Source organism: Paenibacillus antri, assembly GCF_005765165.1.
In the GTDB taxonomy this organism is placed as follows: Bacteria; Bacillota; Bacilli; order Paenibacillales; family YIM-B00363; genus Paenibacillus_AE; species Paenibacillus_AE antri.
Genome location: NZ_VCIW01000001.1, coordinates 105,951 through 118,645, shown reverse-complemented (window position 1 = coordinate 118,645; position 12,695 = coordinate 105,951). Strand labels below are relative to the sequence as shown.

Annotated in this window: 10 protein-coding genes; all 10 read left to right on the top strand. The window is 58.8% G+C overall.

The genetic code is table 11. From position 1 onward, the window contains the following. Positions 1-231: 231 nt before the first annotated feature. The 10 genes from FE782_RS00430 to FE782_RS00385 all read left to right on the top strand — a co-directional run bounded on the left by FE782_RS00430 (position 232) and on the right by FE782_RS00385 (position 12,485). Complete coding sequence (locus FE782_RS00430; protein WP_439116414.1) at positions 232-1,152, top strand: ABC transporter permease; 921 nt, start codon at positions 232-234, stop codon at positions 1,150-1,152. 38 nt (positions 1,153-1,190) lie between these two features. Beyond that, on the top strand, positions 1,191-2,066 hold the full coding sequence (locus FE782_RS00425; RefSeq protein ID WP_138191394.1) for a carbohydrate ABC transporter permease: 876 nt from the start codon (positions 1,191-1,193) through the stop codon (positions 2,064-2,066). Between the two features lie 32 nt (positions 2,067-2,098). Next, a complete protein-coding gene (locus FE782_RS00420; RefSeq protein WP_138191392.1) occupies positions 2,099-2,920 on the top strand; it encodes a hypothetical protein in 822 nt (273 codons plus the stop codon). Between the two features lie 13 nt (positions 2,921-2,933). Next, positions 2,934-4,496 carry an extracellular solute-binding protein gene (locus FE782_RS00415; RefSeq protein WP_138191390.1) on the top strand — a complete coding sequence of 521 codons (1,563 nt, stop codon included), beginning with the start codon at positions 2,934-2,936 and terminating at the stop codon, positions 4,494-4,496. Positions 4,497-4,522: 26 nt separating this feature from the next. Next, the gene (locus tag FE782_RS00410; RefSeq protein WP_138191388.1) at positions 4,523-5,434 is read left to right on the top strand and encodes a hypothetical protein; all 912 of its coding nucleotides are present in this window, start codon (positions 4,523-4,525) and stop codon (positions 5,432-5,434) included. A gap of 81 nt (positions 5,435-5,515) precedes the next feature. After that, on the top strand, positions 5,516-6,601 hold the full coding sequence (locus FE782_RS00405; protein ID WP_138191386.1) for a mandelate racemase/muconate lactonizing enzyme family protein: 1,086 nt from the start codon (positions 5,516-5,518) through the stop codon (positions 6,599-6,601). 51 nt (positions 6,602-6,652) lie between these two features. After that, complete coding sequence (locus FE782_RS00400; RefSeq protein ID WP_138191384.1) at positions 6,653-8,947, top strand: helix-turn-helix domain-containing protein; 2,295 nt, start codon at positions 6,653-6,655, stop codon at positions 8,945-8,947. 23 nt (positions 8,948-8,970) lie between these two features. Next, a complete protein-coding gene (locus FE782_RS00395; RefSeq protein WP_138191382.1) occupies positions 8,971-10,026 on the top strand; it encodes a tartrate dehydrogenase in 1,056 nt (351 codons plus the stop codon). 17 nt (positions 10,027-10,043) lie between these two features. Further along, positions 10,044-11,264 carry a mandelate racemase/muconate lactonizing enzyme family protein gene (locus tag FE782_RS00390; RefSeq protein ID WP_138191380.1) on the top strand — a complete coding sequence of 407 codons (1,221 nt, stop codon included), beginning with the start codon at positions 10,044-10,046 and terminating at the stop codon, positions 11,262-11,264. A 336-nt stretch (positions 11,265-11,600) separates the two neighbouring features. Beyond that, positions 11,601-12,485 (top strand): glycoside hydrolase family 43 protein, encoded by an 885-nt coding sequence (locus tag FE782_RS00385; protein ID WP_138191378.1) that lies wholly within the window; start codon positions 11,601-11,603, stop codon positions 12,483-12,485. Positions 12,486-12,695 lie beyond the last annotated feature (210 nt).

Here is a 12,695-nt window from a genome sequence, read left to right as displayed (position 1 = left end):
TTCTCATGATTATCGGTGGATCTCTAATGATTATCGAACCCGGGTGCCGCGGACCGAACCGCAGACGCAGCGGCGGTTTTGGAAACGTATTCATTTTGACCCTTTGCGGATTGTATCCGGTTACAACACCCGGTGCTATGATTCATCGTAACAGCGGAACGCGGCTGTAATCATACGGAAGGGAAGGTGAAGGCACTGAGAACGACTTCTACGATCCAACGGGGGAGTCAGCTGACCGCGGCCACAGGAGATTCCTTAAAGAAACGATTGTTCAAGAACCGCTGGCTGTACTACATGCTGGCGCCCGGCGTCCTGTACTTCATTATTTTTAAGTATGTCCCGATGTGGGGCGTGCTGATCGCGTTCCAGGATTTCTCCCCGTTTCGGGGATTTTGGAGCAGCGACTGGGTCGGCGTCGAGCATTTCCGAACGTTCTTCGGCGAGCCTCAGTTTTGGTTATTGTTCCGCAACACGTTTATCCTGGCGATCTACAACATCTTGTTCTTCTTTCCGCTGCCCATTGTCATCGCGCTGCTTCTGAACGAGCTGCGCGTCGAGGCGTACAAACGAACGATCCAAAGTCTAATCTACATCCCCCATTTTCTCTCCTGGGTCGTCGTCGTCGGTCTCGCGTACATCCTGTTCACGACCGAAGGGGGCATCGTCAACGAGCTGATCGCTCAGCTCGGCGGCGAAAAAATCAATTTCCTGCTTAGCAACAGCTGGTTCCGGACGATGGTCGTCGGCGAGATGATCTGGAAGGAGACCGGTTGGGGCACGATCCTGTTCCTGGCCGCATTGGCGGGGGTCGACCCGCAGCTGTACGAAGCCGCCCGGATGGACGGCGCCGGCCGCTGGAAGCAGATGGTTCACGTCACCCTTCCGGCGATCCGAAGCACCATTGTCGTGCTGCTCATCTTACGGCTCGGTTCGTTCCTGGATCTCGGCTTCGAACAAATTTTCCTTATGCTGAACCCGATGAACCGGGACGTCGGCGAAGTGTTCGAAACGTACGTGTACGAACGAGGCATCCAACTTGGCGACTTCAGCTACTCAACGGCGGTCAACTTGTTTAAATCGGTGATCGGGTTCGTGATGGTGCTGGGAGCGAATTATTTCGCGAAGAAGGTCGGGGAGGAGGGCATCCTCTAAGACGGCGGCGCGACGAATGCAGGGAAGGAGAGGTTCGTATGAAAACGTCGATCGGAAGCAAGCTCTTCGATGCTTTTAATTACACGTTCTTAGGGTTGTATGGGTTAGCGACGTTGCTGCCGTTCGTGTACGTCGTCGCGGGTTCGTTCACCTCGCCGCAGGAGTTCATCACCAAGAAGATCGTGTTATTTCCCACGCAATTTTCGTTGGAGGGGTACCGATACATTTTCTCCACGGAGGTGCTGTTAGGGAGTTTGGGGGTCACGATCTTTATTACGATCGCAGGCACCGCGATCAATCTGCTGTTCACATGCTTGATGGCGTATCCGCTCGCGAGGAAGGACCTGGACGGACGACGAATCATCTTGCTCGGGGTCGTCTTCTCGATGCTGTTCAGCGGAGGCATGATTCCTACGTTCTTGGTCGTGAAGTCGCTCGGCCTGATCAACTCGTACTGGTCGCTGCTGCTGCCCGGCGCGATCAGCGCGTTCAACTTGATCGTGCTGAAGAACTTCTTCCAACAGCTCCCCGAAGGGCTGGAGGAGGCGGCGAAGATCGACGGCTGCAACGACCTTCGCATTCTGTGGCAGATCGTGCTGCCGCTCTCGCTGCCGGCGATCGCCACATTCGCGTTGTTCTACGCCGTGAACCATTGGAACTCGTTCTTCCAGGCGATTCTGTACATCAACGACAACTACAAATGGCCGATTCAGGTGTGGCTGCGACAGATCGTCATTCTGTCCTCCGGGGGCCTCGGCGATTCCGCCGTCTTCGACTCCAACTACATCGTACCGCCCGGACAGATTATCAAGATGGCCGTCATCGTCATCTCGACGCTGCCGATTCTGCTCGTGTACCCCTTCCTGCAGAAGCATTTCGCGAAGGGCGCCTTAATCGGTTCCGTGAAAGGGTAGAAGGAACTTATTTCCATTATGGAGGTTGAGATATGGTCATCCAACTGACGCGTACCGCATTGATCGAAGACAGCGCAGCAATCCTGCTCGCGACGGACGGCGTGAGCGAAGCATTGGCGGAGGCGGCCGGCGAGCATGCGGCATTCCTGCAGTTCGGCGCGCTGCGAAGCGCGGACGACGCGTTCGCCCTTCCCTACTTGGACCGGTATCGCTTACACTGGGACACATATAAGACAGTGAGAGAGGACGTCGGCTTCCGGTCCGCGCCGCTCGCGACGAAGACCGAAGCCGAGTCCGTCCTGGCGCTCGCGCTTGGTTGGCTTGCGCACCGCGTCGCGGATCGCCGGCTGTCGGCTTCTTCGGAAGAAGCGGATTTGTACCGGGACGCTTACTTGTTCCGAGCCCGCTACGCGGCGCCGGACGCGACGCTCGACGCCGTCGCGCTCTCGGAATTGTTCGAGGTGCTGAAGCAGCGGTACTTCATCGAGATGCATACGTTCAAGCCGGACGGCGACGACATCGAGGGCTGGTTCGACGCGCTGTACGCCGGCATGCAGGAATGGGACGCCTACATGGATCGCTTCGCGAAGGCTGTCGCGGAGCCCGACGCCGACGGGGAACGACGGCACGTCCTCGAGACGAACTTCTACCGGGCGGACGACGCGATCGTGGCGCTGGCGAGCAGGCTTAGGAACGGTGGGACGACGACGGCCGAGGAACGCGAGGCGGCGCTCGCCGCGGTTCCGGCAAGCCGATACGGGCAAGCGCTGCGGGCGGCCGTCGGCCACTTGCTGCACGCGAACGCATTCTTCGCGCGTCGCGTTGACGAACTGGCGTTGGAAGCATCCAATTAAGGAGGGGTCGGGTATGACGAAGATGGGGAACGCGAATTCGATCAAATGGTGGGCCGCAGGACTCTCGTTGGCGATCGCGCTTGCGGGCTGCAGCGGCGGAGGGACGGCGCCCGTCGCGAAGGAGAACGATACGCCGACGAACTCGGATACGCCCGCGGCGGCGGAGAAGCCTTTCGTCATCACCATGATGAACTTGTCGGTACTGGCCGAACCGCCGAAGGAGAACGACCCTGTGATCGCCGAGGTCGAGAAGCTGACGAATACGGACCTTCAGATTCAATGGGTGCCGAACGGCACCTACGACGAGAAGTTTAACGCCACGATCGCGTCCGGTCAGATGCCGATGGTCATCCTCACGTCCGTCACCCCATTCAACTCCAATTTGAAGGGCGCCATGCGCGACGGGTATTTCTGGGAGCTCGGTCCGTACCTGAAGGAGTTCCCGAATCTGGAGAAGGCCCTCAATCCGCAAGTGTTGAAGAACACGGCTGTCGGCGGCAAGACGTACGGTTTGAACCGCTCCCGTTCGCTCGTCGGGGACGGCATGATCTACCGCACGGATTGGTTGAACAAGGTCGGGATGCAGCCGCCGAAGACGCTGGACGAAATGTACGAAGTGATCAAGGCGTTCGCGACGCAGGACCCCGACGGGAACGGTCAAGACGACACGATCGGCTTGGCCGAAGAGAAGAGCGTACGCGGATTCAAGTTCATCTTGGCGGCGACCGGCGGCGGGAACGTATGGGAAGTCAAGGACGGCAAGATCGTCCCCGCGCATGAAAGCCAGGCGTATATCGACGCGATGAATTGGTACAAACGGCTGTACGACGAGAAGCTGATCAACCAAGATTTCGCGATCACGGAGCGTACCCAGAATATCGACAACGGCAACAAGGGGCTGTTCGGCTTCCGCCTCGGCGACAACGACTTCATCGCGCGCCACTCGGAGCTGTTCAAGCTGAATCCGAACGCGGAGCTGGACACGTCGAGCATTCTGAACGGGGCGAACGGCCAGAAGCTGCTCATGGATAACGGATTGTCCGGCAGCTTCCTGATTCCGAAGGAAACCGTCAAGACGGAAGAGGAATTGAAGCGGATTCTGCAATACTTCGATACGCTCTCCACGCCGGAAGGGCAGAACATCTTCGAGTGGGGCATCGAAGGCGTTCACTATACGTTGAAGGACGGCAAGGCGGAACGCACGCCGGAGCAATCCGCGAAGTACGCGGCGGAGGTCATCCACCTGCAGCAGGCGATGCAGGTCGCCGACGGCTCCCTCGCCATGGAAGGCACGCTCGACAAATACACGGCCAAGTTTAAGACGGCGAAGAAGGAAGCCGCCGCGATCCCGAACGTCTTCGTCGTGAACCCGGCCGCGGGGTACAATTCCCCGACGTACGACGAGAAGCGCACAGCGCTGGAGAAGCTGATCAACGACGCGCGCGTCAAGTACATCATGGGCGAGATCGACGAGGCCGGCTGGAAGGCCGTGCTGGAGAGCTGGCATCGTTCCGGCGGCGATCAGGTACTCGAGGAGCTGAACAAGGAATATCAGGCCGATCCGAACAAGCAGTGACCAATCGATCGAACGGAGGATGAGTCATGTCTGAAAACGTTACGCATACCGCGGTCGTCGAGGATTGTTTCCTCATGATGTTCGCCGGGAACCGCGTCTGCGAGGCATTCAAGGAAGCGGGACGCGAGCATATCCGATTCTCGCAATACGGCAGCGTCACGCGTTCCGGGGATAAATTCACGGTGCCGCTCCTCGAGAAGTACAGAGGCATCTGGGAAGAACGCAAGGAGGCGGACCGGTTATCCTTCAAGCTGGCTTACGTCCTGGGGTGGCTGTGCCACCGGGCGGCCGACCGGCAGATGAAGGTCGTCTTCCGGGAGGCGGAGCCGGAATCGAAGGAATTTCCGACCGACTGCAGCATCTATCACGACGGCTTCATCTACAACAAGCTGTACAAGGACAATCCGAATACGCCGTTCCCGTACCGGGCGGCGCATTTCGAGAACGAGCCGGAGAGCTTGCCGGCCGCGGCGGGGCTTCGCGTCTCCGAGGTCGCCGCGACGCTTCGCTCCGTCTGGCAGCGCTACCTCGTGAGCCTTCACCGGTTCGCATCGGAGGACGGTCCGGCCGAGGAATGGGTCGATAAGCTGCACGCGAAGCACCAAGAGCATGTCATTCCGCTGCATCGGTATGCGGAGGCGGCGCTGACGCCCGATCCGGCCAAGCTGCAACGTTTTATCGTCGACACGAATTTCTACAACGAAGGGGACGCGATTCTGCAGGTGACGGAAGCGCTCCGGCGGGGCGAGGAAGTATCCCCGGAGCGGATCGACGCGGCGTACGCCGAAGAACCTACGAGCCATTACGCGCACGCGGTGCGCATGGGCTACGGATATCTCGTCGCCGCCAGCGATTTCTTCCAAGGCGACATCGATCAAGAGACGCTCAAGGATCGGTTGGACGTCGGGAAGAAGGGAAGGGACGGGTTGGCCGTCTGACGGCGCGGGTCATGCCGTTCGTTCGCAGACCGGATCGGCGCCCGCGCCGGTCCGGTACTTCCGCGGTTGGGGGAATGAAGCTTGAAGATTACCGAGCTGACGTGTTACTCCGCTAAAGGGTTATTGTATATAAAGCTGGATACCGACGAGGGGATCTCGGGATTCGGGGAATGCAGTCCGATGCAGATCGAGACGACGCTGCAGCTGCTCCGGAACGTCGTGAAGCCGCAGGTGCTCGGGATGAGTCCCTTCGACGGCGAGAAGATGGAAGAAAAGGTGCTGACGAAGCATTACAAGCTATCCGGTCAGCTGCTGGCGATGGCGTTCAGCGGCGTGGAGATCGCCTGCTGGGACATTCGGGCGAAGGCGGCGCGGCAGCCGCTGTACAACTTGCTCGGAGGGTTATATCGCTCTGAAGTTCCGTTATACGGCTCCAGCATGAGCCGGGATTTGCCGCCGGCGGAGGAAGCCGCGAAGCTGCGGGAGATGTTGGACCGGTTCCGGTTCCCGGCGGTCAAGATCAAGGTCGGGCCGCGCATGGGCTCGGGGATGCCGGTACGCCTCGAAGACGACGTAGCCAAAGTGAAGGCCGTTCGGGAAGCCGTCGGTCCCGTCGTGAAGCTGATGGTGGACGGAAATAGTTCGTATTCGTACGTTCAGGCCGTCCAACTGTATGATAAAATCAAGCAATATGACATTCATCATTACGAAGAGCCCTGCCCTTATTACGACGTCGAAGCATACGTCAGACTGGCCGCCTCGCTGCCGGTGCCGATCCACGTCGGGGAGCAGGACTGGAATATATATACGTTCCGGGATTTCATCGCGCGCGGGGCATGCCATATGTATGCGGCGGACCCGATCAAGTGCGGGGGGCTGTCGAACGCCAAGCGGGCCGCGGCGCTGTGCCGGGCGTTCGGCGTCCAATACGTGCCGCATAACACGACGCGCGGCATCGGCTTCGCGGCCGCCTTGCATCTCGCGGCGAGCACCCCGGAATGCTCGGGTTATTACGAATACTCCATCGAGAAAGATAATCTTCGCGAGCAGTTTCTTAGCGTTCCCTTCGAGCCGAAAGACGGGCGCATCGCGGTGCCGACCGGGGAAGGACTCGGCATCGAGGTCGACGTCGAGAAGATGGAAGCGCTGTTGCAGGTCACCCGATAAAGACGAGTGGAAGACAGGCATTGCAGCTATCCCATAGGCGGTGATCGATAGATGTTTACCTATAACAAATATCTGACGAAGATGATCGTCTTCACTGTCGGTTTAAGCACAATGCCCATTATTTTGCTCGGCCTCTTTTTCTACATCAAGACATCGGGCACCGTGCAAGAGAAGGTGAATCAAGGGAACGTTCTCATTCTCGAGCAGACGCATCTTCGTATCGAGCAGGTGCTCGGCGCGCTGGATCTGCAAATCGAGCGGCTGGCCGAGAGCCCGTTCGTCGCGGAGGCGCTGGAGGAAGGCATTACGCCCTCCAGGTTTATGTTGGTCCAACAGCTCCATCGGTCGATGTCTCAGGTGCAGACGTTCGATATCGGCATTCGCGACGTGCACTTGATCGACCTGAACCGCGGGACCATCCTCAACAGCGACGGGCTGAACCCGCTGTCCCCGGCGGAGGCGGCGGAGATCGCCCGCTATCGGGAGCTGGATCGGACGAAGTTCTGGGCGGCGGATTCGGAAGGGTGGCTGCAGAGCGAGAGGGAACCGTCGTTCAGCATCCACCTCGTGAAGAAGGTGCCGGCCTTCGCCGAACGACCGAGCGGCATGCTCGTCATCGATATTCCCGGCCATCAGCTGCGCAATTATTTGATCGAGAATAACGCGTTGGGCGAAATCCTCGTCTTGGATGCGAATTATCAGCTGTTGACCGCGCAAAATGAAAGCGTTATCGAAGGCGGGGCCGCGTTGGACGGGTTGATCGCCCGCTTGAAAGCGTCCGACGACGCCTCCGGGTTGTACGAAACGAGCTTCGGCGGGAAGCATGTCGGCGTGGCGTACCAACGTTCGACGTTTAACGGCTGGATCTATATCTCGGTCATTCCGATCGAGCTCGTCCGCTTGGAATCGCGGCAAACCGGCGCGCTCATCTTGGCCGCCAGCATCGCGATGCTTCTCCTCGCCGTGGTGATTTCGCTCGCCGGCTCGCATCGGATGTATACGCCGATCCAGCGGCTGTACCAGTCGTTGTTCGCCCAGTCGGACAAGGGGCGGAAGCGGCTCGACGAATTCCGCGTCATTCACGAGGGCTTCGCCAGCATGCGGAAAACGCAGCTCGAAATGGCCGATTCCATTCGATCTCAAACGAGACAGCTCGAGGAGTACTACGTCCTCAAGCTGATTCGGGGCGAGATCGCGCCCACGCAAATTTACGAGAAGCTCGAATTCGTGCATGTCGACGCAACAAAGTGGAAGCAAATGGCGCTCCTGACCATTCAGATCGATACGCTGCGAGGGACGCGGTACAGCGAAAGCGACAGCGAGCTGCTGCTCTTCGCCATCAATAACATCGTGAGCGAGCTCGTGCCCGAGCACCGACGGCTTCGGCCGATCGTGGCGGACTCCTTCCAAGTGACGCTGGTGTTCGACGATCCGAACGCGAACGAGGATTTCCGAACGTCCGTCTATTCCTTGGCCAACCGGATTCAAGAAGGCGTCGAGAGCTGCCTCGCGCTGCGCGTCAGTATCGGCGTCAGCCGGATGTACGGCGGACTGAAGGATGCGAAGACCGCTTACCGGGAGGCAAGGGATGCGCTGAAATATCGCGTGCTGTACGGACAGAAGACGATCCTTCGCATTGACGACGTCCAACCGGCCCAATCGGTCGCGACGCAATATCCGAAGGAGCTGGAGCGCCAAGTTCTCGATGCGGTGAAGATGGCGGATCGGGAGGGGCTGCCGTCGCTGCTCGACGCGTTCTTCAAGGACATCGCCGGACAGTATCATAATTACAACGATTATCAGATCGCCGTCACCCGATTCTTCGTGAACCTGATTCGGCTGCTGCAAGAAAGCGGCGTCCCGCAGCTGGAGCCGTTCGGCGGGGAACCGCCGCGGCTGGAGCAGCTGCATGCGCTCGCGTCCGTCCAAGACGTGCGCGACTGGTTCGAACGGCAGCTGATCGGCCCGATGATGCGCGTCTTCGAGGAGCAGCGGACGAATCGGCATCGGACGATCTCCCAGGAGGTCGTGGAGATGATCCACCGCGACTTCGATACGGATCTTACGCTGGAATCGTGCTCCCACGCGTTGAATTACCACCCGAGCTACATCAGCAAGGTGCTTCGGCAGGAGCTCGGCATCAGTTTTAGCGACTACTTGCTGCGGCATCGCATCCAGAAAGCCAAGGAAATGCTGGAAGAGACCGATCTGAAGGTGTCCGAAATCGCGGAGAAGCTGGGCTATAACAATTCGCAGAACTTTATCCGCTCGTTCCGGAAGCTGGCGGGAACGACGCCGGGGGCGTATCGCGAGGAATTCCTTCAGGATCGATATAAAGCGAATTAGAGACGAGAGGAGTCGAGCGATCAGTGCATACGTATCGCATTGCGGCCATCCCCGGCGACGGCATCGGCAAGGAAGTGGTCCCCGCCGCGCTCGAGGTGCTGGACGCGGTCGCCGCGCTGCACGGCGGCATCGCCTTTCGTTACGACGCGTTCCCGTGGAGCTGCGATTATTATTTGGCTCACGGGAAGATGATGCCGGACGACGGGCTGCGCACGTTGCGGGACTACGACGCGATCTTCCTCGGGGCCGTCGGCGACCCCGCGCGCGTGCCCGACCATGTGTCGCTGTGGGGCTTATTGATCGCGATCCGGCGCGAGTTCGAGCAAGCGATCAATCTGCGTCCGGCGAAGCTGTTCCGCGGGCTCGAATCGCCGCTTCGCCGACCGAACGACTTCGATTTCGTCGTCGTTCGGGAGAACAGCGAAGGGGAATACAGCGAGATCGGCGGGCGCATCCATAAGGGCGCGGACGAGTTGGCCGTCCAGAGCGCGATCTTCACGCGGCGCGGGACCGAACAGGCGATTCGGTACGCGTTCGAGCTGGCGGGGAAGCGCCGAGGACGCGTCACGAGCGCGACCAAGTCGAACGGCATCGTACATTCCATGCCGTTCTGGGATCAAGTGTTCCGGGAGGTCGGCGCCGAACATCCGGATATCGCCGCCTCTTCCGCGCATGTCGACGCGCTGGCGGCGTTCCTCGTCACGAAGCCGGAGACGTTCGACGTGATCGTCGGCAGCAACCTATTCGGAGACATTCTGACCGACATCGGCGCCGCGATCATGGGCGGGATCGGCATCGCGCCGGCCGCGAATTTGAACGTGAACGGGAAGTATCCGTCCATGTTCGAGCCGGTCCACGGCTCCGCGCCGGAGATCGCCGGACTCGGCATCGCCAATCCGATCGGACAAATCTGGACGGCGAAGCTGATGCTGGACCATCTGGGGCACCAAGATATGGGCGCGCATCTGCTGCAGGTCGTCGAGGACGTCACGGAAGCCGGCTTGAAGACGAGAGACCTGGGCGGGAGTGCCCCGACACTCGAAGTGTCGCGCGAAATCGTACGTCGGTTGCAACGATAAAGGAGGGAACGACTCTAATGAATCCTATGTATCGGGACCTCTCCTATCTGTATCTGGACCCGTCGCTCGCGAGCGACGGGCAGGGGGGCGACGCGGCGCGGTTGGAGGAGGCGGCGAACGCCCCGGTGCTTCGCGTTCGGATCGCCGAGCCCGTCGTCATCGCTTCCATCGAGCTTCTGTTTAACCACGGACAGTACTTCGTTCGGACCCGCTCGAAGGACGGCGCCGAAGGGATCGCCGTCGCCAGCGACCGCGCCTTGTACCTGCATCCGCTGCTCCGGGAGCTTATCGTTCCTTACTTTCTCGGCAAAGACGCGCGGGAGCTGGAGCGACTGATCGACGGCGTATACGGGTATGAGAATAACTACAAGCTGTCCGGTCTCGCGTTCTGGTGCTGCGTCTCTTGGGTGGAAGCAAGCCTGTTGGATTTGCTCGGCCGGATCGAAGGGCGTCCGGTCGGCGATCTGCTGGGCGGCGTCCTTCGGGACGAAGTGCCGATCTATGTCGCCAGCGGGAATCGGGGGACGACGCCCGAGGAAGAGATCGAGGTGCTGCAGGGTCGAATGGCGGCGACCGGCGCCCGAGCCGTGAAGTTCAAAATCGGCGGTCGGATGAGCCGCAACGCGGACTCGTTGTCCGGCAGATCGGAGCGGCTGATCGCCTTGACGCGGAAGACGCTGGGCGACGAGATCGCCATCCACGCCGACGGGAACGGCTCCTACGACCCGGATTTCGCCATCGAATACGGCCATTTGCTCGAAGAGATCGGCGCCTTCTTCTATGAGGAGCCTTGTCCGTTCGACCATCTTGAGGAGACGCTCGCCGTCGCGAACGCGTTGGACATTCCGCTGGCGTTCGGCGAACAGGAGACGAGCCTTCGCCGGTTCCGCTGGGTCGTCGAGCACGATGCGGCGCAGGTGGTGCAACCGGATCTGCAATATAACGGCGGCTTTATCCGCACGACCCGCGTCGCCCGCATGGCGGCCCTTAAGGGCATCCCCGTCACGCCGCACATCTCGAGCGGCTTCGGGTACGCTTACATGCTCCACTTCGCCTCGTACATCCCGAATCTCGGCGCCTTCCAGGAGCTGAAATCGGGCGTCGCGGAAACCGGCGGCTTCTTCGATCCGATCTTGGAGGCGAAGGACGGCGTCATGAAGACGCCCCGCGGTCCCGGCCTCGGCCTGGACGAAGCCGTCGTCCGCGGGATGCTTCGGCACGCGCATACGTTGCGGTAGGTCTCGAGTTCAATGTCGACTTCTTTTCATAACGATCCACGCACTTTAGGGTGACGAAATGCTGCGAATGACTGAGTTTACGTGAGATAAACCGTTAAAACCAAGGGACGGGGCAGGTTAATTGAATAACATGGCACTACAGGATATTGTAAACTAAGGGGAAGAATTACAAACCGAAGAAGTATACGAGTAGAGTTGAGGTCTGAAAATGAGAGCCCGAGAAGGAGAACATTCAAATATGAAGGAGAGGATCGTTCATGAGACATTATCGGCTTCGGCGATGGTTGCGTTGACGTTGACCGGACTGAAGGGACAAGGAAAGGAAGGAGTTTGGCGTTGGACATAAAAAACCCGATTATACCTGGCTGGTACGCAGATCCTGAGGCTCGAACGTATGAAGGAAAACATTGGATATTCGCGACCCGATCGTTCACGGAGTATACGCAGCAGATGAATTTGGACGCGTTCAGTTCCGAGGATCTGATCCATTGGGACAAACACGAAGGGATCATCGACATGGACGCTTTTCCATGGATTTGGCGGGCGGTTTGGGCACCGACCCATATTGAGCACGGAGGCAAGTATTATCTAGTATTTGCATCGAACGATATTCAATCGGACAATGAAATCGGCGGGCTGGAGATCGCGGTTGCGGATCGCCCGGAAGGGCCGTACAGAGGCTATCTAGGCAAGCCGTTGGTAGATAAGTTTATTCACGGAGCGCAGCCGATCGACGCTCATCTGTTCAAAGACGAGGATGGTACGATCTATCTATATTATGGCGGATGGGGGCATTGCAACGTCGCCCGGATGAATGACGAGATGACCGGATTTATTCCATTGACGGAGGACGGCGGCGAAGTGTTCCTCTCCATTACGCCGGAGGGTTATGTGGAAGGACCTTGCATGATCAAGAAGGACGGACTGTATTACTTCATGTGGTCGATGGGGGGGTGGACGAACGGAACCTACCGTGTGGCATATGGCGTAAGCGACAACCCGTTCGGACCGTTCGAAAATAAGAGCACGATTCTGGAAAGGCAGGAGCCGATCGCGGAAGGCCCCGGACATCATGGCTATTTGCATTTGCCGGACTCTGACGAATGGTTTATCGTCTACCATCGCCGAATCATCGGAGACGCTGAGCCGGGCCACCGTCAGCTATGTATAGATCGCATGCGGATCGGCAACGGAAGGATCGAACCGGTAGTCATGACGTGACCGCCTTGTAGACAAAGTTCCGAAAGGAGCGGAGTCAATGGAGTCTTTAGGGAATTTCGAGTTAATTAGTTTAGCCCATAGTACAGCCTTTAACTCTTCTAAAAACCTTGGATTTGTCGCCATAAACCATTTCTAAGAGGAAAATGCACGGACTTAAAAAACGGCTGAAAATCATATCAATGAACTGGGACGCCTTGCTCTGCATAGGCG